Below are 23,411 nucleotides of genomic sequence, written 5' to 3' on the forward strand. Positions count from 1 at the left end.
GGGAAGATATGGATGCGGTTACAGTTCCACCACAAACCTATGACGGTTTGATCGAGCTGATTACATCGAGCCATAATCACATGCCAAAGCGTCTTCGCGACATTGCGCAATTTGCCCTTGCTAACCCTGAAAAAATGGCACTTGATACGCTGGCTGAACTGGCGGAAAGCGCCGACTCGAATCCATCAACAATGGTGCGCTTTGCCAAACAGCTAGGTTATAATGGGTTTTCACAGCTTCAAAATGTGTTTCGTGACCGTTTGCGGGGAAACTGGGTAAGCTATGAGAGCCGGTTAACCGACTTGAATGAGTCATCTTCTGAAGATATTTTCGACTCAATTGTTATGTCTGCCGCGCGTTCTGCTATGGCTATGCGAGATAATCTTAATAAGGCCGATGCCAAGGTAGCGGCCGGACGCATTGCTGAGGCTGATGTTGTGTGGCTGGCTGGGTCAGGACGTACCGAAGGGGTGGCAACCTATTTATCCTACTTATTAACACGCATTGGTATTATGAATCGGTTTATTTCCCTGTCGCCGTCACAATCATTACAGGAATTGAGTCTGGCAGGAGACAATGACGTTCTTTGTGCATTCAGCTATATGCCCTATAGCGATGTCACCATAGCTTTGGTGGATGCCGCACGTCGTCGGGATCTTGATTGCATTAGCATAACTGATACCGAAGTAAGCCCTATCATTCATGGCATCAGCTTGTTTCTGAAAGAAGAGGATTATGCAGGCTTCCGATCACTGACAGCATCCATGAATCTTGCCCAATATCTGGCAATAGAGGCAGGTATTCAAAAAAGATCAATGAAGGGTTGAGTGATCACTTGATGATTAAAAAATTTCACTATAGTGTTTTTGGAATATTTGTTTCGTTTTTTGATGTGTGACAGCTAATTGTCTGACATATTGATGACCTGATAAATTATTTGAAATAGATGTCTTTGATATTGTCAAAATGTTGTCTTGACGAAGAGTTGTAAAATGCCAAACACAGCAATGCCAGAACCCAAACTCGATGTGATCTGTATTGGTCGTTCTTCGGTTGATCTTTATGGAAGCCAGATTGGTGGTCGGCTTGAGGACATGGCTGGCTTTGCTAAATATATTGGGGGTAGCCCTACAAATATCAGTATTGGTGCGTCTCGTCTGGGTCTAAAATCAGCGGTAATTACACGTGTTGGTGATGAGCATATGGGGCGCTTTATCCGCGAACAGCTTGTTGCCGAAGGCGTCGATGTTTCGGGTGTCATCACTGACCCTGTTCGCCTTACGGCTTTGGTGCTTTTGGGCATACGTGATAATGCGCAGTTTCCGTTGATTTTCTATCGTGAAAATTGTGCTGATATGGGGCTTGTCGAAGATGAGATTGATCCAGTCTTTATAGCTTCTGCGCGGGCTGTTCTGGTTACAGGTACGCATTTTTCAACACCGCAGGTTGCCGCAGCAAGTATGAAAGCAATCCGGCTAGCGCGTGCAGCTGGTCGTAAAGTTGCTTTTGATATCGATTACCGGCCAAATTTGTGGGCTTTAGGCGGGCATAATGATGGTGAAAGCCGGTTTGTGGAAAGCGCTTATGTGACCGAACATTTACGCCCGATTTTGTCTGAATGTGACCTGATTGTGGGCACTGAAGAAGAATGGCATATTGCTGGTGGATCGACCGATACATTGGCTGCTTTGGCCTCGGTGCGTGCTTTTAGTGATGCGACCATGGTTTGTAAGCGTGGTGCTCTGGGCTGTACGGTATTTGCAGGCAAGGACGATAATGATGTCGCGCAGGAACCTGTTCAAATTAGGGGATGGGATGCGGGTATAACCGTACCTGTGCAGAAAATAGACGTATTCAATGTGCTGGGAGCTGGTGATGGCTTCATGGCTGGATTTCTTCGTGGTTGGCTCCGTGGTGAGTCTCTGGCCACGGCGGCATCTTATGCAAATGGGTGTGGCGCGCTTGCCGTTTCACGGCATGGCTGTGCCCCTGCATATCCGTCATTTGCGGAATTGTCACATTTGTTGACGCATGGCAGTTCGGAATTTGCGTTACGAAAGGATACCCAGCTCAGCCAGTTACATTGGGCTACAACGCGCCGTCGCCGCTGGCATAAGCTTGCAGCATTTGCTTTTGACCACCGTCATCAGTTTGTTGCCATGGCTAAACAGCATGGTCGTGACGAAGCTGCCATTGATGAATTTAAGTTGTTGGCACTTGAGGCAGCCGCTAAAGTGATAGGCGCGGCAGGCGAAGAAGGTTCTCAGACAATGGGTATTCTGGTGGATGATCGTCTTGGTCGATCTGCCTTGCATAAAGCCTCAGACCTTGATTGCTGGATTGGGCGTCCGATTGAAGAGTCAGGTGTGTTTCCTTTATCCCTTGAGGAAGCGCCGGATATCGGCTCGCGGCTGGCACAATGGCCAGCAAATCATTGTGTTAAAGTGCTACTGCCATTCCGAACAGACGATTCATCTGACATTATTGATGGTCACGAAAAATTGATTGTCCAGCTTTTTGATGCCTGTCAACAGACCAACCATGAAATGCTGTTGGAAATTATCACCGCACGACCTGACAAGCCAACGGCTGTTGATCAGGTGCCGCAGATCATAGAACGCATGTATGAACTTGATGTATTTCCTGACTGGTGGAAACTGGAGCCTGTTGATAAGCCTGAATTCTGGACGCAATGTGGTGATATTGTTCGCAAGCATGACCCGCATGTCCAAGGGATTATTGTTCTGGGCAAAGAAGCGCCTAGTGATGTGCTGGCTGGGGCGTTTGCCGCCGCTAAAACAGAACCTCTGGTAAAAGGCTTTGCCATTGGCCGGACAATTTTTGCTGATGTGGCTGCTTCCTGGTTTAAAGGTGAATTGACTGATGCTGCTGCACGCGACAGCATGGCAGATAAATATAGTAATCTTATTGCACTCTGGAACAAGGCAGGCGCGTGATATGACACATGTAAGATTAACAATGGCGCAGGCATTGACGCGCTATCTTGCGGCACAATCAATCAGACAGCTTGATGGGTCAACCGCGCCCGCTTTTGCGGGGGTGTGGGCTATTTTTGGACATGGAAATGTCGCTGGGCTGGGTGAGGCGTTATATGCAACAAAAGACGATTTACCAACATTTCGGGGACATAATGAACAGGGTATGGCGCATGCGGCCATTGCCTATGCCAAGCAAAGTAACCGCCGCCGGATGATGGCTGTTACATCGTCAATCGGCCCAGGCGCAACAAATATGGTAACTGCGGCCGCCTTGGCACATGTAAACCGTTTGCCGGTACTGTTTTTACCAGGGGATGTGTTTGCGGATCGCCGTCCCGATCCGGTTTTGCAGCAGGTTGAAGATTTTACCGATGGCACTGTATCAGCAAATGACTGTTTCCGGCCTGTCAGTCGCTTTTTTGATCGGATCACAAGGCCCGAGCAGATTTTACAAGCTCTGCCAAAGGCCATGGCCGTATTAACTGATCCAGCGGATTGTGGTCCTGTGACCTTGAGCCTGTGTCAGGATGTGCAAGCTGAGGCTTATGATTTCCCGGTGAGTTTCTTTGCACCAAAAACACATGAAATTCGCCGTCAGAAAGCCGATCAGAACGAGTTTGATGTTGCTATTGACGTGCTTGCCAAGGCAAAACGCCCCTTAATTATTGCTGGCGGTGGGGTGCGCTATTCCGGTGCGTCGGATGATTTGGCGGCTTTTGCTACACGCACTGGTATTCCGGTTGCCAGCACGCAGGCAGGTAAATCTGCACTAATTGATAGTCATGATCAGAATTTAGGGTCACTTGGCGTTACAGGCAGTAGCGCGGCCAATGCATTGGCTGAAACAGCAGATGTTGTCTTGTCGGTTGGCAGTCGTTTACAGGATTTTGCCAGCGGATCAAATGGTATGATCAAAGGTCAGATAATCGCTTTGAATGTGCAATCGCATGATGCGCTCAAACATAATGCCTTGCCATTATTATGCGATGCCAAACAAGGGCTTAATGACTTGTCAGATGCCTTACCTGAACTACAGATTTCATCATCCTATGCTGGTGAAATTGCTGATCTGTCGGCAATTTGGGAAGCTGATATGGCTGTTGTTACCAGCGCAGAGACTGTCAGTACCAACGCCTTGCCATCAGATAGTCAGGTGATCGGTGCGGTGAACCGGAATGTTCCAGATAATACGATTGTTGTTGGCGCTGCGGGATCCATGCCAGGGGAATTACATAAACTATGGCAAGCTGGTGCTGTCGATGGGTATCATATGGAATATGGCTTTTCCTGTATGGGATACGAAATCGCTGCTGGCATCGGCGTGCATATGGCCGCTCCTGATCGTCCGAATGTCATTTTCACCGGTGATGGTTCTTATCTGATGATGAATTCGGAACTAGCAACAGCTGTTATGATGGGTGTGTCATTGACCTTAATCGTGACGGATAATCGTGGCTTTGGTTGCATCAACAGGCTTCAGGCAGGTACAGGCGGTGCTGCCTTTAATAATATGCTAGCAGACTCATATCACGCGGTTCTGCCCGATATTGATTTTGTCGCGCATGCGGCGGCAATGGGCGCGCGTGCAGTAAAGGCGGAGACTCTGGCTGCGCTTGAAGAACTGACGGCGGCGGCGATCAAACATGATGGCGTTGATGTGATTGTCATTGATACGGATCCGGCTCATAGCACTGAAGCTGGCGGCATATGGTGGGATGTTGCTGTACCTGCTGTGTCCAAGCGCAAAAGTGTAAACGAGGCGCACGCTAAATATGTTAAAGGCCGAAAGCGTCAGGCAAAAGGCGCACCATTGGCATCAGGTAAATAGATAAGGAGACTTAGATGGCTGATCTTCTGATATCACCAGATCTGAACGGTAAGGCCGTACAGGATATTACCCCGGCTTCGGCCGGGTGGGGGCATGTTGGTTTTGCCACCTATGACCTGGCGCCTGGTTCAATGATTGATGCGTCTATTGCCGCGACCGGTGACGCAAATCAGGATGTTGAAATATGCCTTGTTTTGTTATCTGGTTCAGCCAGCATTTCAGCAGGTGGACAGGATTTTGGGCTGTTAAAAGGGCGCAAATCGGTTTTTGATCGGGTGCCTCCGTTTGCCGTCTATGTGCCAAAGAATACGGATTTTACGGTCACGGCTGAAACTGCATGTGAGGTAGCTGTTTGTCGTGCACCTGGCCTAGATGGTTCACATCCGGTGCGGTTGATCACACCAGACGATATGTCTCTTGAAGTGCGGGGAAGTGGAAGCAATACCCGCCATATCTGTAACATTTTACCCGAAACTGAACCAGCGGACAGTTTGCTGGTTGTTGAAGTCATTACGGAAAGTGGAAATTGGTCATCTTATCCACCACATAAGCACGATACTGATGATTTACCACATGAGTCCTATCTGGAAGAAACCTATTACCACCGAGTCGATCCACCTCAAGGTTATGTGATGCATCGTGTCTATAATGATGACCGTAGTCTTGATGAGTCGATGGCAGCAGGGGATAGATCAGTTGTTTTGGTGCCCGAAGGGTATCACCCTGTTGGCGTGCCGCATGGTTATGACAGCTATTATCTTAATGTAATGGCCGGACCAAAGCGAGTATGGAAATTCCGCAATGATCCTGACCATGACTGGATTGTAAACCCAAAGTAACGAGGCATCACTATGACACTTAATGAGCATGACTTTAATGTTGCAACCGAAGCATTGATTGAAGGCCCTGGATATTATCTTTTTCCGTCTGTATTTTCTGCCGAACAGGTAGCTGAGGCCAATCGCATCATCAATTTTCATTCAAATGAAGCGCAGGCCGCCACACATTTTCATGGTGCACATTCAGATAAAGTTCACCTTCAGCGCCGCGTATGGAATTTGCTGAATAAGGGTGATGTTTTTGTTGATATGGTTCAGCATCCTGCTGTCATGGCGGTATTTTCAAAGGTACTCGGGCGCAATTTCATTCTTGGTTCTTTTGCGGCCAATCGTTTGTTGCCTGGTGCGCCTGGTCAAGAACCACATGTTGATTATCCCTATTGGGATATGCATGATATTGATGAATTTCCCGCAGGTATAAATTCAAGTTTTCATATGAATTGTCAGTCACTTATCAGCCTACATGAATTTACTGCTGAAAATGGTGCGACTGGTATTGTCCCGCATTCTCAAAAGCGTGGTGTCTATCCAAAAGCAGAAGAATTTGAAGCAGAATTCATTCAGGTTACAGCTCCTCCAGGCAGTTTGCTTTTATTCACCGGCATGAACTGGCATTGCTCAATGCCGAATAATTCAGATGCTGAACGCACATCAATTCTGGGGCAATATCTACCCAAATTTGTCAAACCAATGGAAAATCTTCTGGAAAGTGTTAATTCCGATATTCAGGCTAGTGCAAGCCCGGCATTACGGCAGCTTCTGGGAAGTGATTTGCGCTATCCTGAATTGCTTGAAGACGCCGAAGCAGGTAATGCAGAAGGCCGCAGCGCCACCGAAGCGGCTGAGTAATATCATTTATCTTATTAAGGATAGCTTTATGTCATCAACGATTATATCCCCCTCTGCCAGCGGGCTTAATGTTCGCCTTGGCATGTCCCCTATCTCATGGAGCAATGATGATTTGCCACAACTTGGTGGCGACACATCTTTGGAAACCTGCCTAATAGAGACTCGTGAGGCTGGATTTACAGGCACCGAGACAGGTGGAAAATTCCCCAGTAATGCGGTTGAATTAGGTTCGGTCTTGGGATCACATGATCTGGCACTGGTATCTGGATGGTATTCAGGCACCATGATTTCGAATGATATTGAGTCTGAAAAACGTCGTATTACGCCACAACTCGAACTATTTCGTAATGTCGGGGCGGCGGTGATCGTTTATGGTGAGACCTTTGAAACTGTTCAGAATCAGCAAAGCCGCGCTTTGGCATCACGGCCCAAGCTGGTTGACTTCGATGCTGTTGCTTATGGCCGCAATCTGACTTTGCTGGCTGAATATTGTGCTGATTACGGCGTACCATTGACCTTGCATCATCACATGGGCACTGCGGTGGAAAGTGAAGCCGAAATTGATACCATGATGAACAATACGGGTGAGGCAGTGAATTTACTGCTTGATACCGGACATCTGGTCTTTGCTGGCGGTGATAATGCGTCAGTAATCAGCAAATATGGACAACGTATCAACCATGTCCATACCAAGGATATTCGTCCAGATATATTGGCTGGTATTGACCGTGACGAAAAGTCGTTTCTTGATTGTGTGCTTGATGGTGTCTTTACTGTGCCAGGTGATGGCATGATCGATTATCATGACGTGATGCAGCGGCTGGCAGATGTAGGTTATGAGGGCTGGGTCATTGTCGAGGCTGAGCAAGATCCGATTAAAGCTAATCCCCTTGTTTATGCAAAAAAAGGCTATGACGCGCTAATGGAGGCGCTGACTAAAGCCGGATATGGTGTAACATATTAGGGGCAAATCTGGGAAGGACTGAGGAAAATATGGATTGGGTGCGCGCAAAAGCCGAATATGATCGTGATGGTTTTTACGTCATCGATAATTTGCTTCGCCCGGACGAAATTGACGACTTGCTTGCCGAAACAGCGCAGATTTGCCGAGGCAAGCGGGGTGCTGTGCGAGGTATTGCCGAAAACAAGCATTTACTTGGTGATAACCTAGATGATAACGACATTTTATCGCGTGTACTGACAATTCAATTCCCTCATAAAGCATCGCCTATGATACGCGATAATTATATCGCGCATCCGCGTATTGCCGAAGCTCTGAGCTATCTAATTGGTCCAAACGTAAAAGCAATGCAGTCAATGCTGTTTATCAAGCCATCGGGAAAACCCGGACAGGCATGGCATCAGGATGAACATTTTATTCCCACACGCGACTGCTCGCTGACTGGTTTGTGGATTGCGCTTGATGATGCAACCGTTGAAAATGGGTGTCTTTGGGTACGTCCGGGAAGTCATAAAGACCGTGTGATTTATGATACCGCGCCGCACGGATCGTCTGATTTTGACGAGGGAAACCAGTTAGTCGGCACCCCGGATGACGCTGACGCTGGTGTGCCCGTAGAGGTCAAGCGCGGTTCAGCAATTGTATTTAACGGCTATCTGCATCATCGAAGTTTACCGAATAAGGCAGAGAAGGGGACGTTTCGTCGTTCATTGGTCAATCACTATATGAGCGCCAATTCATTATTGCCATGGGATTGGGATGGCCGGATCGCACCAACCCGCGATATGCGCGATATTATGCTTGTTTGCGGTGTCGATCCTTATGCGTGGAAAGGAACCGAGGATATCACCTTTGCCTTTTTGCGTGCTGAAACAGCCGATAATAACGATCCTAATCGGGATACACAGAAAAAGGTATTTTGATGCCAAAATTCAAACATCTGGAAGCGTTGCTAGCGCGTATGCAAAACGGTCGTTTTCTTTGCGTAGGTCGCGCTGGACTCGATCTATATCCAGAACCAGTTGGCACCAAGACCAAAGATGCAACGCATTTCAGTGCCGATCTTGGTGGCTCGGCGGGCAATATAGCTGTCGCCCTGGCCAGACATGGGAAAATTGCCGCCTTAGTCACGGTGCTATCTGCTGACCCTGTGGGGGTTTTTACCAAAACACGCCTAGAACATTATGGTGTTGATACCGATTGCCTAAGATTTTCTAATGGTAAGCATGAAAGGTTGGCAAGAAATTCGCTGGCGATTGCCGAAACCCGTCCAGATGATGCCGAGGTGGTGATTTATCGAAACGATGCGGCGGATTTACTGTTATGTGAAGATGATGTTGCTTCACTTGATTATGATAATACAGCGGCTTTGGTTGTAACCGGAACGGCGTTGTCAGCTAATCCTTCACGTGACGCTGTCTTTGCCGCCGCCAGACAGGCTAATGCGACTGGTTGCCCAGTTATCTTTGATATTGATTATCGGCGGGATGCCTGGCAAAGCGTTGAAGATGCCGCCCATATTGGCAGAGAATTCGCGGTTCTTTGCGATATTGTTATTGGCAATGATGATGAATTTGATGTGCTGGCAACGGGTACAAAACAGGGCGGTATGTCTTATGCTTCGGGGTTGGCTGGTGATGTTGGTCTGGTTTTATACAAGCAAGGTGCTGCCGGATGTCAAACGTTATATATTGATACAGAGCATGAAAATAAGGATATAACTATATCAAAATATGGAATTTTTAATGTGTCGATAGCTAAACCATTTGGTGCAGGGGACTCTTTTATGGGGGCTTTTCTAGCCGCGCTTCATGCGGGGGTTTCGCTTGATGATGCTGTTATTCGTGGGTCGGCGGCGGCGGCTATGGTGGTGTCACGGCCGGGATGTGCGTCTGCTATGCCTGATAAAGATACGTTGGACAGTTTCATGGCACAAAATACAGCCAGCGAATTTGGCGCTACATAGATGGAGATAGATTATGCATATTCCACCGCATGAAAATAATAATAAGCCAATTATTGATGCGCATCATGCATCGGTGCCGTTGACCTATTTTAATATTGTCAAATTATCCAAGGGTGAGAGCTTTACCTATGCGGTGCCAGACTATGAAACCTGTATTGTACCCGCTACGGGTTGTATCGACATATCTATTGCAGCAAAAGGGACTGCAGACCTTCATTTTGACAAGATTGGTAATCGTGGCAGTGATGTATGGGATGGCGAACCTGAAGCGGTCTATGTACCAACAGGTATGACGGCGCATCTCACATGCCAAAGCGACAATGCGGAAATATTCATAGCTGGTGCCCAATTTGCCGAGACATTGACGCCTTTTGCTGTACGGCGTGATGAAATTGATCTGGTTCAATATGGTTCGGATGATACCAAGACACATCGCAAGATTAAGCATATTCTGGGGCAAAAACAGGCTGATAAGGTTGGGCGCTTGCTTGTATCAGAATTATTTACCGTTGGCACAGGTGGCTGGTCCGGTTTTCCACCTCACAAGCATGATACCGACCGCAAGCCCGATGAAACCCGCCATGATGAGGTGTATAACTTCCGGTTCCGTCCAGATTTCGGTTTTGGCATGCAATTATTACAGCCCGCAGATGGCGGGCAGGGCGATGCGTTTCATATAACCAACGGATCAACTTTTGCGATCCAGTCCGGCTACCATCCGTGTGTTGTCGCGCCAGGCTATGAGATGTATTATTTCACCATCCTTGGCGGTTTGAGTCAGCGACCTCTGGTACAATATTTCCAACCTGAACATGCCTGGCAAATTGAAGTGATTCCGGGCATCAAAGATATGATTGCCAAATTCAAATAGTCGGATGGATTAACAATGCCCGCTGTCAATTTAACGGATGTTCTCGAACCTGCTCTGACTGGGCATTATGCTGTTGCAGGTCTTGTTGTGCTTGGGTGGGAAGATGCCGTCGCCTTTGTTGCCGCTGCCGAACAGCTTGGTCAACCGGTTATTCTGCAAGCTGGCCCAGGCTGTCGTCGGCATACGCCGTTGCCTGTTCTGGGAAAAATGTTCCGTCATCTGGCTGATAATGCGTCGGTACCGGTTGTCTGTCATGTTGACCATGCGCGGAGCCTAGAGGAGTGCCAGGCAGGCATCGAGCATGGTTTTACATCGGTGATGTTCGATGGTTCGGATTTATCCCTGGCGGAGAATATAGACGCAACGCGTGCAGTCGTTAGCATGGCACATCCGGCAGGCGTCAGTGTCGAAGGTGAAATAGGCATTGTCGGATATAGTGATGACGCAAAGCAGGATGCCACCGCTACTTTATCGCATAGCACCGACCCCTATGAAGCGGCTAAATTATGTGTGGATAGCGGCCTTGATGCGCTAGCCATCTCAATTGGTAATGTGCACCTGCAAACAGATAGCAAATGTGAAATTGACCGCAAAACGCTGGCGCTAATTGAGGATGCAATCATAAACGCGTTTCAGGCAAACAGTATAGATCGACAAACTGTACCGCTGGTTTTGCATGGTGGAAGTGGTATTCCACGCACGGTGCGCGCTGATCTGGCGCGTACAACATCTATCTGTAAATATAATATAGGCACTGAACTTCGTCAGCGATTTGGTGCTGCATTGCGTCACACGCTTGATGAAAACCCCACGCAATTTGACCGGATTGGCATTTTAAGTGCGGTAATAACACCAATGCAAAAAGCAACAATGGACATTATGCGCGAGTTCGGTGCACCTTGATACGCATCAATGCAAGATACATAAATCAATGACTAACTGATATTCAAAAGCTATTTGCATCACGCAATGGCTGAATATAACAACAATAAATAAGGTGGGTGTTATGACAAAAATAGGAATTGTTGGAATCGGTGATATGGGAAGTGGCATCGCCAAAAACCTTATTGCTGGCGGATTTGATGTTCATGGCATCGATACTTTGGAAAAGCGTATGCAAGATTTCGTGGCTATGGGCGGGACAGCCGCAAAGTCACTGGCCGATGTGGCTCAGGATGCGGCGGCTGTTTTCGTTATGGTCATGACAGGCGCTCAGGCAAAGGGCGTGATTTTTGGCGATGATGGATTAGCCGCACAAATACCACATGGATCAAGCATCATATTGACAGCTACAATCAAACCTGCTGAAGCTTTGGAAATCGCGACAGGCCTTGAAGGTACAGGGGTTAATCTTATCGATAGTCCTGTTAGTGGCGGATTTCCGGGTGCACAAGGTGGCACATTGACGATGATGGCGGCTGGCAATGATGAAGCAATGGAAAGGTGCCGCCCCTTTATGGAGGCTGTTTCTGGCACAATTCACAAAGTAGGTGATGCGGCACCGGCTGGACAGATTGTCAAAGCATGTTTGCAGTCGTTGATTGGTTCAATTTTCGCGGCAACATTCGAAGCCGCAACATTAGCAGCCAAAGCCGGTGTGCCCGGTGAAATTCTTTATAACGTATTCTCGACGTCTGGGGCGTCAAGCGGCATTACCAATAACGCATTGCAAAAGATCATAGATCGCCAGTTCGAAGGCACCGGAAGTCATATTGCGACGATGCATAAGGATCTGACCATTTCATTGGCTCTTGGAGAAGAATTAGGTGTCCCCTTACATACAGCTTCGACAGCCATGCAGTTGTTTCATGCTGGTAAAACCAAATACCCGGACGGTGATAATTGGGTTGTAACACGCGTTTTGGAAGATATTGTCGGTGCTGAGTTGCATCGTTAGTTAGTTATTGGAGAGTAAAATGAAATTAGGTGTTATTTGTGATGGTATAAGCCGTGATCTTGACCATGCTCTGACTGTGATGAGTGAGTTTGATCTTGAGTATGCTGAGCTGCAATTTGTATGGGACAAGGAGGTTGGCGATCATGATGTTCAGGAAATCGCCAAAATCAAGGATCTGCTTGAAAAGCACAATAAGCCGGTGTCCTGTCTTTCACGGCATATTTTCGCTGGCATGACAACTCAGAACAAGCCTGGTGATGCCGACCATGTCCGGCATATGGAGGCCCTGAAGCGGGTTATCGATATGGCACATCAGCTTGGGTCACCTTTGGTACGGATTATGACGTCAAAGAAAGAACAAATTCTGTGGGGGCATCATGGGGCTGAAAAATGGAACGTCGCCAAAGGCGCGTGGGATAGTTTGCCGCCTTTGATCGCCCCAGCTGTTGAATTAGCGCGTGCTGAGGGTGTTCAGCTTGTTGTCGAAACAGGCAACGGAACGATGGTTAATTCAAACTATACCGCCTGCAAGTTGATTGATGAACTCGATGCCAAGGATGTTTTAAAAGTGCTGTGGGACCCAGGCAATAATTGCTGGTGTCATGAACTGGCATATCCAGATGGTTTTGAAACCGTCAAGGATGGCTATCTGGGGCATCTGCATATCAAGGATGTTCTGGTTGATACACCTAAGGCAACGCTTGAAGTGCGCGAAATGGGTACCGGTCAACTGGCACCGTTATTCGCGCCTATGGCGCAAGCTTTGCGGGACAATAGCTATGATGGTGTGATTTCCTTTGAAAGCGTTTATCATACTGGCGATGGCGATTTTGAGAATGGTTTCCGCAAATGTGTTGATCTGTTCAAAACCCATTTTGCATAATCATCATATGATACAAATGGGGGCACCATATGCCCCCGTTTGGTCGGTTGGTATATTGTTGTGTCTGGTTATGTCATCGAAAAGTTATATTTTGTGGTCATATGCTAGGCAATAAGGCCAGCAATTTTATCGGTAATGATTTTCCCAAGCGAGTTGCGGGGAAGAGCGTCAACAAAGATAACGTCCTTGGGCATTTTATAACGGGCTAGCTTGCCATCAAAATAGTCGAGGATATCTTGTTTTGAAATAGGCTGGCGCGAGGTATTGCGCACGGCTACCAGAACAGGCACAGCGCCCCATTTGCTGTCATCACGGCCAATAACGACAAACTCGACCAGATCAGGATGTCCAAACAAAACACGTTCGAGTTCGGCTGGATAGATGTTTTCACCGCCCGAAATTATCAAATGTTTGGTGCGCCCAACAAACCAGTAAAAGCCATTTTCATCAATTCGCGCAACATCTCCAGTATGGAACCACCCATCAGTAAGGGACGCGGCTGTACTGTCCGCATTATTCCAATAGCGCGTCAGTACATTATTTCCTTTGACCCATATTTCGCCATTCATGCCAGTAGCGACATCGACGCCTTGTTCGTCAACCAGCCGGATCGCGCATAATTTGCCAGCTTTGCCGATCGACCCTGCCTTTGCAAATGCGTTGTCTTGTGTTTGATAAATCGCAATGGGGCTAGTTTCTGTCGCACCATAGATCTGCACCAAAGGGATAGCACGATCATGAACCGCATTGATCAGTGCCAGGGGAACATCAGTTGATCCAATCGAGACCATCCTAAGGCTGGATATATCGCTTTTTTGCCAATCTTCATATGTGACTAGAGCTGTTAGAATAGTTGGCACGCAATTGATCAAGGTGATTTTTGATGATGCGATTGTTGCCAGCGTTTCAGCCGGATCAAATTTTTGATGTAAAACAAGTTGCGCGCCAATCAGAAGTGCAGGTAGAGGCTGTATATTCAAGCCGCCAGCATGAAATAACGGTAAAATATTTAGGACAACATCGTCGGCTGTCATGTCATAGGCATGGTGACTCATCATCGCATTAGTGATCAAAGCTGATTGCGCCAGCAAAGCGCCTTTTGGGCGTCCGGTGGTGCCTGATGTATAAACCAGCAAAATCGGATCATCGACCGACCCGGAAAATGCCTGATCTTGGAGACAGCTGTCTTTGCGAAGATCACATAATGGCAAACCATGATGGCCATTGGCGGTATCAATGGGAATAGAACGGCACAGCAAACCATTATCGGTTATCAGGCCTATATTATCGCTGAACGCATCGTCAAACAGCAACCATGATGGTATGCAGTCAGCCAGCTGATAGGCCAGTTCTTCTGCGGATAGGCGCCAGTTTAACGGCACCAGAATGAGACCAAGCCGCGCGGCAGCCATAAGCATGACGAAAATTTCCGGATTATTCATCCCATAATAGGCGATCCGGTCACCATGCCTGAGCTTACCATCAGCAAGAATATAGGCCGTTGTCTGGTCAATGGCCGCGCATAGATCGCCATAGGTTATAATCTGATCACCGTAATGAACAGCAATCGCGCTGGCTGGCCGTGCATGATCATGGTCAGGATCAACAGAGATATATTCATCAAGACGCATGCCGCTACTCAAATTCAGCATATGGCATGTTCAAGCATCGCTTTCACCAGGTTGGTATAATGCCCCACGGCCAAGCATATCGGTGCATAATTCAGCCGTCCACGGCAACATCAATGCACCGCACCGGCTGTCACGATATAGACGTTCAAGTTGCAGTGAACGCAACATAGCCTGTCCACCGCATGTTCTAACAGCTAGTTGCGCAATCGCATTTGCGTTTTCCATGACCGTATATTGTGCGGCCCACGCCCTATGCAGGGAATCCTCACTTGGATTTGGGCAGGCTTCTGAAATTGACTGAAACCATAATGATTTGGTTTGTTCCAGCGTGATTTTCATCTGTGCCACAGCAAGCTGTTTGGTCGGATACATGCGGCGCTTGACCGGCGGTGTGCCTGGCTGTTCACCTCGTAAATAGCGGATAGTAAAGTCATAGGCAGCTTGCGCAATACCCATATAGGCAGGCGTCAATGTCATGAACATATGCGGCCATCTTTTTGCGGCCTGAAAGTAAATGCCACGAGGCATAAGCTGTTCGCTGAAAGGCACAAAAACATCTTTGAAAATGAGAGTGCGTGATACCGTCCCTCGCATGCCAAGTGGATCCCATTCACCCTCAACCGATACACCTTCGGCATCGGCCGGAATGGCAATATACATTGTGTTAGATCGAGATGGTTTTGTATCTTCTGTGGCAAGTTCGGTACATAGAACACCATAATAATTGGCATGTCCCGATAGCGATGCAAAAATCTTTTTACCGTTGATGATCCAGCCGCCATCGCCCAGCAAAGCGGTTGTGCCAAATGCGGCATGGCCAGCTGCTGCTGCGCCACCTTCGGAAAATGGTTGCGCGTAAATGGCACCATCATTCAGAATGCGGGCATAATGTTTCTGTCGCATCGCATTATGTTTTGCCCGTGTGTCATCGTCCATCTCCAGCCCATCAGCTAAAAAGCCGGTCCATAGGCATGAACTAACATGCATGTTAAAGGTCAGGGCTGTTGCACCGCAATAGCGCCCAATCTCGGCCGCCGCAAGCATATAGGCTTTCAGATCGGCACCGCGACCACCATGCTCTTTAGGCACGCATATGCCCATTAAATCATGCTTGTGAAGATCGACATAATTTTCGGTTGGGAAACGTGCCTCACGATCAATTCCCGGGGCACGATCTGCAAATCTGGAACATGCTAGCTCACGTGTTTCCTGACATAGGCGCGCTTCAAAATCGGTTAGTTTCCAGTCAACAGGGTCAAACATCGGTGCATGTGCCTGATTATCTTGTCCTGCATCAAGACTGCTTTGCTTTAAATCGTCCACTATATGTTCATCCCTGATTCACTAGAAAATCGCGCACTATATCATTAACAATATCACTTGCTTCACTATTGACTAAATGCCCGGCTTTTTCAACAAGGTGAAATTGACTTTCTTGAATGCGCGTAGCCATCTTTTGCATGCTGGCGGCAGGAGCGTTCTGATCCTCTTCACCTGCAATCAGGCAAGTGGGCATAGTCAGAAGATGCTGATCATCGCGCCGGTTAAACGTCGTCAGACACCTTATAATCTGGCGATAGGTTGCCTCAGGCACCGCCGCCATCGCCATTATGGCGTCTTGTATGGTTTCTTGGCTGGCAATCGATCCTGTTATCTCAGGAACAAATTCAGTAGCCAGATCAGCCATGGTTTTGCCCTTATCAAGCGGAGCTAGGCGGTCAGCCAGAAAGCGATCCTTGAAACTGTCATCACGGCCACCAAAAGCGGCGCTAGTCGCGATCAATATAAGAGATCGGACGCGATCGGGATGCCGTATGGCTATTTCTTGTGCCAGCATGCCGCCAATTGACTGCCCCATGATATGCGCAGATGCAATATCGAGCGCATCCATAAAAGCGATTAAACTGTTACTGAGGTTTTCAAAAGTGACGTCGGTGAGGGGGTGCGATCCGTTATATCCGGGCATATTCCATGCCAACAATCTAAAATCATTGGCAAGTCCGGTGCTTTGTGCGGCAAAGCTAGTGTCATTGCCGCCAATACCGTGAAGACAGATGACGGGCTGACCCGAACTGCCGCTATCTTTGTATGTATGGCCAGCTATGAGTGACATCAGCAGATCACACCACCATCAACCATTTTTTGACCATCCAATGTGATTGTGCAATCCATCATCGGTAAATCGAAATGCCCTTCTGTATAGCGGTTGGCAAATTCATTCGCGCCAGTCGAGAATAGAAAATTACCGGCAAGGGCGCGCAACTCAGTGCCATTCAAGTCATCCTTGTCATACATGGTAAGCGCTTCGTATCGGGCATGTGGATTTAGTCCCCACCCGACATGGCTTGTTGCATAGGCCAATGGATCATTAAAACCGGCAAGATAATGGCGCATCAAGCAGGCATCAGTGCCGTCACCATCAATCTGGGTAACAAAATCATCAGTGATATGAAACCGCACTTCGCTCTCAAAGTAACGTTTAAAAGTCAGGTTGATATCACCTGGTTTAAAGACCAATACGCCGTTGGTTGATGCTGTGTGTGGAAAGCTGACCACGAGGCCGCCAGGCCAATGTGCCAAAGTCCCCGGACGATCAGTCCATCCCCAAACGCCAACCGTAATGGTGTTGGCCATTGCCACACGTAAATTTGTGCCGGCGGTTGATGTGACGTGCATTTCAGATGCGATACGGCACGCTGTAACAGCGCGCTTGACGCTGTCTTTGAGCGTCGGATCAAGCGGCAGGCGTGCCAGAATTTCAGGGTGCTCATTGGAAATGCTCATGATGCGTGCGCCCGATTTCAGAATATCTGATGTTGGCTGGGCATGCATGAGCCCTTCGACTGTAAGATCAATGATAAAATCGGCTTTACATAGGGCTTCAACAATATGCGGTTCCCCATCAAGAACATTAGACGCGCCCGTTGAACGGACAATAGGCGCGCATGTCGCCGGTCTTGTTTGCGTACGCGTAATGTCAAAGGGAAGGTTGAGTTGCTGTAATGCCAGTTCGGTCAGCATGATATTGACGTGACGGCTATGTGACTCAATTAGAACAATGATTTTTTCATTGGCGCTGGCTTTACACAAGCTAAACAAAGATACAAAAGCATCGAGCCATTGTTTTTGAATGGGGTTGTCCTGCATTTTACCTGCATCATCAAATCGAGACGGTATTATTACCGACTTTCGACAATCATATTATCAATCTTGCTGGTATTTGAAAGACAGTGTTTGCTGTATTAGCGATTAATTGTCTGCAAATTGGGTTTTAAGTTGTGTTTGGCACATTTGTTGCTCTTTTTGCGCATGATTAAAAACCGTAACACCATTCAATATGTATGTGCATTTCTGATACTTCATCTCGGCATGTCGTCACATGTGTGGGCGCGTGATGTTGATTGTGAGGCGCTGGCCGCACAGGCGGAAATCGACTATGCAATCCCGTCTGGTATCATGCAGGGCATAGCCCGGGTTGAATCAGGACGCATTGGTCTTGATGGTAAACGCAGATCGTGGCCATGGACGGTCAATGATGGCGTTGAAGGGTTGTTTTTCGAAGATCAGGCATCCGCGCTTGAATTTGTCGAGGTCAGCTATGCCAATGGTGAAAATAGCGTTGACGTCGGTTGTATGCAGATTAATACCAAATGGCATAAAGATAATTTTCGTGATTTTGCCGAGATGTTCGATCCCAATGTCAATATGGATTATGCGGCGTCATTCCTGATTATTCTGCGTAACCGTCATGGTAGCTGGGATCAGGCAATCCGCCATTATCATTCAAATGACCCCAGTAAAAATGAACGCTATGTGCGCAAAGTTCATGCCGTTATGGCGGTAGAAGGCCATGAATTACCTTCATCACCACAATTGATGAAGGCGGTTTTAACAGTACCATCGACTTTGCCAAAAACGAAGCCAAAGCCTAGGCCTAAGGTTAATGTTGCCATGTCGATACCGGCACAACCAAAAGCCTTACCGCAAACCAAACCAAAGATCAAAATAGGCCTTAAAACCCTTGCCGCTTCAAAGATACCAGAACCTATTTCAGGCCCTGCTTCTGTAACTAAAGATAGTGTGTCGCCTTCAGTCGCATTGGCTAAACCAAACAATAACATCATTAAAGCTAAGCATAATCTGCCAAAGAACCTAAGCAAGCCAGTTGCTGTGAGCACATTGCCTGTGCCAGTTGCCGCACCATCAGGTGATGATTTGATAAAGCAAAGGCAACCCCATATCGCCAAGAATTGGCGCAAGGTGCTGGAATTTAGAGCAGGTTTTGCAAAGCAAGGATAAGCATAAATAGTTTATTAATATACAGCATTATTATATAAGTATAAATTATTGTAATAATTTAATTATATAGTGTTACAATTATTGCAAAACTGCCTAATCCAGCACATAGGGCGTAAAACAGCTTCTTTGTCAGCATCATTGTGGCAAGGCCTATGAATAATCCCATAAAGCGGTGATCTAACTCAGTTGTAGCCAGAACGCCAGTTGGATAGACAAGAATGAGCATCAAAACACCTGATACCATGGCGTAAGCAACGCTGTTGATCCATGCCATCAATGGCGTGTCAGTGGCAATTCGGCCTGCCAGAATAACACCGATCAAACGCCAACCAAAGGTTCCTAAACACGCAAGAGCTACGGCTAGCCACGCTTCACCTAATGTGTAATCAATATTGTTCATGATTATTTCCATCCCCTGAGGCGATATATCAGCATGGCAAGTGAACCACCAATCACACCGGCGATCAGAATGCTCCAATCAGCGGCAAGGGGATAGATAAGGGGACATAATGTGCCGCCAATGACGGCGGCCAGACGATTTAGCGTTTGGCGCGCATTAATAACCAGAAGCAGAATATAAAGCGGCGTTACAAAGATCACCAAACGCAAAATATCCGGAGGAATCCAGTCAGCAATGTAGAAGCCGATCAATGTGCCGCCCATGGCAAAGGTGAAGATGGTTAGGCTAAAGCCAATATAATAGCCCAGAAGCAAAGGAGGTGGATATTGCTGGGCTTTGAAACCGATCTGTGCCCAACTGGTAATCGCCAGGAAATGCATAAATAAAAGCCGTTTCCAGAAGGGTAGGTTATGCGCAGATAAATTCAAAATATCACTGCCAGAAATGACCATGAGCATCATGCGCATATTGGCAAGCGAGACCGCCACAAAAATCAGAAGAAGGCTGGCACCACCAGCAAAAAGGCTGGCAAAAGCAACTTGTCCAGGCATGCCAAAGACCGTTGCTGTCGTTACCATAGTCATCCAGACATCAAAACCAGCTTCGCGCGCTATCGAGGCAAAGCCTATCATAGTGCTCATCAGGGCAAAACCAGGCACATTAACAGCGTCCCTAATACCGATTAGCCATAGCCTGTCTGCTATTTTGTCTTTGGTTATTGGAGGTGACGTTTCGGCCATTTGTTAAATGCGCTCATAAAGATAAATGTTGGCTGAAAACCCAGTATTGTAAATAACTGCATAATTGATTTATAACACAGATATGACAATAGCGAGTGTGAAGTGATATCTGCCCCAAAAAAACATGGACGTCCCGTCTCGTTCGATAGGGACAGAACTATCCAGACAGCTTTGGATCTATATTGGAGACAGGGTGTTTTGGCGACCTCGTTAAATCAGGTGGCACGTATATCTAATGTGTCAAAGCCAACATTATATCGCTATTTCGAAAATGAAGATGGCTTATTGCATGATGTGCTTGAGTCCTATCTCGCCACTAGTGCTGATAAGTTTGATTGTCTGAGAGAGCAGGCGCATATACGTGATGGTTTGACCGAATGGTTTTCGAATATTATTACCGCTTGGACAGCCAAGGATGCATCACCGCATGGTTGCCTGTTTTGCGATTGCTTGCATGAGATTGACCGCCTTGGCACAAAAAGTCAGTCTTTGATGAAAACGCACCTGCAGCAGCAACCTCAGCAATTGGCAAAAATATTGTCACATGCGCGTGACAAGGGGCAGTTGAAAGATGGTATTGATATTGATCAGGCGGCACTTTATCTGACCAGTCATGTTGTTGCCTTGAATACAATGGTTAAAATGGATATTCCTGTTGAACAATTACTCGCAACAAGCGATTTGGTTGTTGGTGCTGTGGTTCGATAATAGCCCATATTCACCTAAATATTGTTACAGAATCCTGGCATTTGTGCCTATTTTTTTAGCATTAATCTTACATTTTTTAAATATTTGTACCATTTGGTATTTAAGTCTTTACTTCTAGGTAAATGCACATTACCGAGTGCTGGTCAAATATCATTATGTTGGTAAAGGTGCCTCATGTCACAGCAAAATAACTCTTATGGTGAATGGATTCTAAAATATAGATTCCTAGTTTTAGGTCTGATCACAGCTTTAACCATGCTTGGTGCTGCAGGCGCACAGTTTCTTTATTTTGATAATGATTACAGAGTTTTCTTTGGCAAAGAGAATCCACAGCTTAAAGCATTTGAGAAAATCCAGCAGACCTATACCAAGATCGATAACGTTAACTTTGCTGTCGATCCAATTTCAGGTAAAGCGAATGCGCCTGAGGTGCTGGCCGCTGTTGAGGAGTTGACCAACATTGCCTGGCAACTTCCCTATTCTATCCGCGTTGACAGCCTATCAAATTACCAGCATACCGAGGTTGAAGGTGACGACCTGATCGTCCGTGATCTATATACGGATGCAATGTCAATTGGTGCTGATGAACAAGCTCTGGTTGATAGTGTGAGCACTACCGAGCCAGCTTTGGCAGGTAAAATTCATGATAAGCAACATCGAGCCACATCTGTAAATGCGACCATTCAGATGCCGGGTAAAAGTGCAGATGAGGTTGCCATAGTGGCGGCCGCCGCGCGCGAAATGGCTGCCGAGATTGAAGCCAAACATAATGTCAAAATCCGCTTGGGTGGCGTTATTTTTCTGAATAATGCGTTTCTGGAATCATCAATGTTGGACATGGCAACATTGGTGCCGGCCATGTATTTGGTCATTTTGATTGTTGCTTATCTGTTGCTTAGATCAATAATGGCAACTGTTCTGGTGCTGTTTGTTGTTGTGCCAAGTATTATGGTGGCCATGGGCGCTGGTGGGTGGATGGGCATTGGCCTGACGCCGCCATCGGCTAGTGCACCAACGATTATCACCACTCTTGCTGTCGCGGACTCAATCCATTTGTTGGTAAGCATGTTTAACCGGATGCGGGCAGGGCATAGTCAACGCGACAGCTTGCTATACAGCATAAGAGTCAATGGAAAGCCCATTTTTCTAACCAGCCTGACAACGGCATTGGGTTTTCTGTCGATGAATTTTTCAGATTCCCCACCATTTCACGATCTTGGCAATATAACAGCCATAGGTGTTATGGCTGCCTGGATCTATTCAATCGTTTTATTACCTATTCTAATCAGCTTTGTGCCGCTGAAATCAAAAGCCACTTTGGCAAAGCTTGATGATAAAATGGGTAAGCTCGGTGTCTATGTCGCTGCGCGTTACAAGTCGGTTCTAACTGTCAGTGTTGTTATCTCAGTCGGTGTTCTGGCGCTTATTCCGCTTAATGAAATCAATGATGACTTTGTCAAATATTTCGATGAATCGGTCCAGTATCGTCAGGATACTGACTGGATCAGCAGCAATCTGACAGGTGCCAATCAGGTGCAATTCAGTTTGCCTGCTGGCGAGTCTAATGGTGTTAGCGATCCGGCTTTTATAGAAAAAGTATCTGATTTTACCGCCTGGGCGCATAATGAGTCTGTCGTAACACACGTACAATCTATTTCGGACACATTTAAGCGACTTAACCGTGATCTGAACGCTGGTGATCCGGCTTTCTACCGGGTACCTGATACGCGGGAACTTGCTGCCCAATATTTGCTTTTATATGAGCTATCCTTGCCATTCGGTTTGGATCTGAATAATCAACTTGATATCAGCAAATCATCAACACAGGTTATTGTCACAATTGACGATATGACTACGAATGAACTTCGTGCCTGGATTGCCCGTGCCGAAGGCTACCTTGCGAATGAGCTTAATTTCAACGTGACGGCTGTCGGCCCTACGGTGATGTTTGCCTATATTTCCGAGCGAAATATTCAAAGTATGCTGGTGGGGACACTCATTGCCGTATTTCTGATTAGTGGTGTTATTTTGATTGCCTTGCGGGATGTCCGGCTTGGTATTATCAGCCTGATTCCGAATTTGCTGCCTGCGGCTCTAGCCTTTGGCCTTTGGGGTTTGCTTGTCGGACAGGTCAATATGGCTGTCGCTGTTGTTGCGGGCATGGCGCTTGGCGTTGTGGTTGACGATAGCGTTCATTTTCTCAGCAAATATCAGATTGCACGACGCGAACTAAAACTATCAGCACATGATGCTGTCATTTCGGCCTTTAATGGTGTCGGAACGGCACTTGTTGTCACAACCGTGATTTTAACAGCTGGGTTTGCTATTCTGGCGCAGTCAACATTTGGCGTGAACAGCTATATGGCAATGTTAACAGGTATAGCCCTTGTTATAGCTTTGATTGCCGACATGACCTTACTCCCTGCATTGCTGATTGCCCTTGATAAGGATAAAAAAGAAACCTCACCAGCAGTGGGTGCCCCGGAAATAGGTACTAAGGAAGCACCACAAAATGCTTAAGCTCATGATGTCGTCCAAGG

21 protein-coding genes are annotated in these 23,411 nt (G+C 47.1%); 15 read left to right on the forward strand and 6 right to left on the reverse strand.

Features of this window, described 5'->3' with window-relative positions; translation table 11 throughout:
* Positions 1-8: 8 nt before the first annotated feature.
* The 12 genes from SAR116_RS01400 to SAR116_RS01455 all read left to right on the forward strand — a co-directional run bounded on the left by SAR116_RS01400 (position 9) and on the right by SAR116_RS01455 (position 13,093).
* Positions 9-827, forward strand: coding sequence for a MurR/RpiR family transcriptional regulator (locus SAR116_RS01400; RefSeq protein WP_013045145.1), 819 nt, complete (start codon positions 9-11; stop codon positions 825-827).
* Positions 828-992: 165 nt separating this feature from the next.
* On the forward strand, positions 993-2,957 hold the full coding sequence (locus SAR116_RS01405; protein WP_013045146.1) for a bifunctional 5-dehydro-2-deoxygluconokinase/5-dehydro-2-deoxyphosphogluconate aldolase: 1,965 nt from the start codon (positions 993-995) through the stop codon (positions 2,955-2,957).
* A gap of 1 nt (position 2,958) precedes the next feature.
* The gene (gene iolD / locus SAR116_RS01410) at positions 2,959-4,827 is read left to right on the forward strand and encodes a 3D-(3,5/4)-trihydroxycyclohexane-1,2-dione acylhydrolase (decyclizing) (protein WP_041860698.1); all 1,869 of its coding nucleotides are present in this window, start codon (positions 2,959-2,961) and stop codon (positions 4,825-4,827) included.
* Positions 4,828-4,841: 14 nt separating this feature from the next.
* Positions 4,842-5,666, forward strand: coding sequence for a 5-deoxy-glucuronate isomerase (iolB, locus tag SAR116_RS01415; protein ID WP_013045148.1), 825 nt, complete (start codon positions 4,842-4,844; stop codon positions 5,664-5,666).
* Positions 5,667-5,678: 12 nt separating this feature from the next.
* On the forward strand, positions 5,679-6,515 hold the full coding sequence (locus SAR116_RS01420; RefSeq protein ID WP_013045149.1) for a phytanoyl-CoA dioxygenase family protein: 837 nt from the start codon (positions 5,679-5,681) through the stop codon (positions 6,513-6,515).
* A gap of 28 nt (positions 6,516-6,543) precedes the next feature.
* Positions 6,544-7,479 (forward strand): myo-inosose-2 dehydratase, encoded by a 936-nt coding sequence (gene iolE, locus SAR116_RS01425; RefSeq protein ID WP_013045150.1) that lies wholly within the window; start codon positions 6,544-6,546, stop codon positions 7,477-7,479.
* A 29-nt stretch (positions 7,480-7,508) separates the two neighbouring features.
* A complete protein-coding gene (locus tag SAR116_RS13070; RefSeq protein WP_013045151.1) occupies positions 7,509-8,399 on the forward strand; it encodes a phytanoyl-CoA dioxygenase family protein in 891 nt (296 codons plus the stop codon).
* Entirely contained in the window at positions 8,399-9,442 is a 1,044-nt protein-coding gene (locus SAR116_RS01435) for a PfkB family carbohydrate kinase (protein WP_013045152.1), read from the forward strand. The genes SAR116_RS13070 and SAR116_RS01435 overlap by 1 nt, the downstream gene beginning before the upstream one ends.
* A 13-nt stretch (positions 9,443-9,455) precedes the next feature.
* The gene (locus SAR116_RS01440) at positions 9,456-10,313 is read left to right on the forward strand and encodes a 5-deoxy-glucuronate isomerase (RefSeq protein ID WP_013045153.1); all 858 of its coding nucleotides are present in this window, start codon (positions 9,456-9,458) and stop codon (positions 10,311-10,313) included.
* Between the two features lie 15 nt (positions 10,314-10,328).
* Positions 10,329-11,216: a class II fructose-bisphosphate aldolase gene (locus SAR116_RS01445; RefSeq protein ID WP_013045154.1), complete on the forward strand. Its 888-nt coding sequence runs from the start codon at positions 10,329-10,331 to the stop codon at positions 11,214-11,216.
* Positions 11,217-11,319: 103 nt separating this feature from the next.
* A complete protein-coding gene (locus tag SAR116_RS01450) occupies positions 11,320-12,210 on the forward strand; it encodes an NAD(P)-dependent oxidoreductase (RefSeq protein ID WP_013045155.1) in 891 nt (296 codons plus the stop codon).
* 19 nt (positions 12,211-12,229) lie between these two features.
* A complete protein-coding gene (locus tag SAR116_RS01455) occupies positions 12,230-13,093 on the forward strand; it encodes a sugar phosphate isomerase/epimerase family protein (RefSeq protein WP_013045156.1) in 864 nt (287 codons plus the stop codon).
* Between the two features lie 104 nt (positions 13,094-13,197).
* Here the strand turns inward: SAR116_RS01455 and SAR116_RS01460 are convergent, their stop codons facing one another.
* From SAR116_RS01460 to SAR116_RS01475, 4 genes are all read right to left on the reverse strand, one after another.
* Entirely contained in the window at positions 13,198-14,724 is a 1,527-nt protein-coding gene (locus SAR116_RS01460) for a class I adenylate-forming enzyme family protein (RefSeq protein ID WP_041860699.1), read from the reverse strand.
* 30 nt (positions 14,725-14,754) lie between these two features.
* Positions 14,755-15,987 (reverse strand): acyl-CoA dehydrogenase family protein, encoded by a 1,233-nt coding sequence (locus tag SAR116_RS01465; RefSeq protein WP_041861029.1) that lies wholly within the window; start codon positions 15,985-15,987, stop codon positions 14,755-14,757.
* A gap of 67 nt (positions 15,988-16,054) precedes the next feature.
* Positions 16,055-16,837, reverse strand: coding sequence for an alpha/beta fold hydrolase (locus SAR116_RS01470; protein WP_013045159.1), 783 nt, complete (start codon positions 16,835-16,837; stop codon positions 16,055-16,057).
* On the reverse strand, positions 16,837-17,871 hold the full coding sequence (locus SAR116_RS01475; protein WP_013045160.1) for a 2,5-dihydroxypyridine 5,6-dioxygenase NicX family protein: 1,035 nt from the start codon (positions 17,869-17,871) through the stop codon (positions 16,837-16,839). Before SAR116_RS01475 ends, SAR116_RS01470 begins: the two co-directional genes overlap by 1 nt.
* A 222-nt stretch (positions 17,872-18,093) precedes the next feature.
* Here SAR116_RS01475 and SAR116_RS13075 point away from each other — a divergent pair, with 222 nt between their 5' ends.
* Complete coding sequence (locus SAR116_RS13075; protein ID WP_148212225.1) at positions 18,094-19,023, forward strand: lytic transglycosylase domain-containing protein; 930 nt, start codon at positions 18,094-18,096, stop codon at positions 19,021-19,023.
* A 58-nt stretch (positions 19,024-19,081) separates the two neighbouring features.
* Here SAR116_RS13075 and SAR116_RS01485 read toward each other — a convergent pair whose 3' ends face one another.
* Positions 19,082-19,423, reverse strand: coding sequence for a branched-chain amino acid transport AzlD family protein (locus SAR116_RS01485; protein WP_013045162.1), 342 nt, complete (start codon positions 19,421-19,423; stop codon positions 19,082-19,084).
* Positions 19,424-19,425: 2 nt separating this feature from the next.
* Complete coding sequence (locus SAR116_RS01490) at positions 19,426-20,064, reverse strand: AzlC family ABC transporter permease (protein ID WP_238531161.1); 639 nt, start codon at positions 20,062-20,064, stop codon at positions 19,426-19,428.
* A gap of 201 nt (positions 20,065-20,265) precedes the next feature.
* Here SAR116_RS01490 and SAR116_RS13080 point away from each other — a divergent pair, with 201 nt between their 5' ends.
* Together SAR116_RS13080 and SAR116_RS01500 are read left to right on the forward strand one after the other, a co-directional pair.
* Entirely contained in the window at positions 20,266-20,871 is a 606-nt protein-coding gene (locus tag SAR116_RS13080) for a TetR/AcrR family transcriptional regulator (protein ID WP_083775243.1), read from the forward strand.
* Positions 20,872-21,045: 174 nt separating this feature from the next.
* Positions 21,046-23,391, forward strand: a complete 2,346-nt coding sequence (locus SAR116_RS01500) for an efflux RND transporter permease subunit (protein ID WP_013045165.1) — start codon at positions 21,046-21,048, stop codon at positions 23,389-23,391.
* Positions 23,392-23,411 lie beyond the last annotated feature (20 nt).

It is taken from the genome of Candidatus Puniceispirillum marinum IMCC1322, from assembly GCF_000024465.1.
GTDB classification, from domain to species: domain Bacteria; phylum Pseudomonadota; class Alphaproteobacteria; order Puniceispirillales; family Puniceispirillaceae; genus Puniceispirillum; species Puniceispirillum marinum.

Excerpts from the sequence above, each read along its gene's own strand:
- SAR116_RS01490 (WP_238531161.1), bottom strand. The coding sequence starts at position 20,064 with ATGAGCACTATGATAGGCTTTGCCTCGATAGCGCGCGAAGCTGGTTTT.
- SAR116_RS01445 (WP_013045154.1), top strand. The coding sequence starts at position 10,329 with ATGCCCGCTGTCAATTTAACGGATGTTCTCGAACCTGCTCTGACTGGG.
- iolB (WP_013045148.1), top strand. The coding sequence starts at position 4,842 with ATGGCTGATCTTCTGATATCACCAGATCTGAACGGTAAGGCCGTACAG.
- SAR116_RS01440 (WP_013045153.1), top strand. The coding sequence starts at position 9,456 with ATGCATATTCCACCGCATGAAAATAATAATAAGCCAATTATTGATGCG.
- SAR116_RS01450 (WP_013045155.1), top strand. The coding sequence starts at position 11,320 with ATGACAAAAATAGGAATTGTTGGAATCGGTGATATGGGAAGTGGCATC.
- SAR116_RS01420 (WP_013045149.1), top strand. The coding sequence starts at position 5,679 with ATGACACTTAATGAGCATGACTTTAATGTTGCAACCGAAGCATTGATT.
- SAR116_RS01460 (WP_041860699.1), bottom strand. The coding sequence starts at position 14,724 with ATGCGTCTTGATGAATATATCTCTGTTGATCCTGACCATGATCATGCA.
- SAR116_RS01465 (WP_041861029.1), bottom strand. The coding sequence starts at position 15,987 with ATGTTTGACCCTGTTGACTGGAAACTAACCGATTTTGAAGCGCGCCTA.
- SAR116_RS01435 (WP_013045152.1), top strand. The coding sequence starts at position 8,399 with ATGCCAAAATTCAAACATCTGGAAGCGTTGCTAGCGCGTATGCAAAAC.
- SAR116_RS13075 (WP_148212225.1), top strand. The coding sequence starts at position 18,094 with ATGTCGTCACATGTGTGGGCGCGTGATGTTGATTGTGAGGCGCTGGCC.
- SAR116_RS01455 (WP_013045156.1), top strand. The coding sequence starts at position 12,230 with ATGAAATTAGGTGTTATTTGTGATGGTATAAGCCGTGATCTTGACCAT.
- iolD (WP_041860698.1), top strand. The coding sequence starts at position 2,959 with ATGACACATGTAAGATTAACAATGGCGCAGGCATTGACGCGCTATCTT.
- SAR116_RS01405 (WP_013045146.1), top strand. The coding sequence starts at position 993 with ATGCCAAACACAGCAATGCCAGAACCCAAACTCGATGTGATCTGTATT.
- SAR116_RS01485 (WP_013045162.1), bottom strand. The coding sequence starts at position 19,423 with ATGAACAATATTGATTACACATTAGGTGAAGCGTGGCTAGCCGTAGCT.
- SAR116_RS13070 (WP_013045151.1), top strand. The coding sequence starts at position 7,509 with ATGGATTGGGTGCGCGCAAAAGCCGAATATGATCGTGATGGTTTTTAC.
- SAR116_RS01500 (WP_013045165.1), top strand. The coding sequence starts at position 21,046 with ATGTCACAGCAAAATAACTCTTATGGTGAATGGATTCTAAAATATAGA.
- iolE (WP_013045150.1), top strand. The coding sequence starts at position 6,544 with ATGTCATCAACGATTATATCCCCCTCTGCCAGCGGGCTTAATGTTCGC.
- SAR116_RS01470 (WP_013045159.1), bottom strand. The coding sequence starts at position 16,837 with ATGTCACTCATAGCTGGCCATACATACAAAGATAGCGGCAGTTCGGGT.
- SAR116_RS01400 (WP_013045145.1), top strand. The coding sequence starts at position 9 with ATGGATGCGGTTACAGTTCCACCACAAACCTATGACGGTTTGATCGAG.
- SAR116_RS01475 (WP_013045160.1), bottom strand. The coding sequence starts at position 17,871 with ATGCAGGACAACCCCATTCAAAAACAATGGCTCGATGCTTTTGTATCT.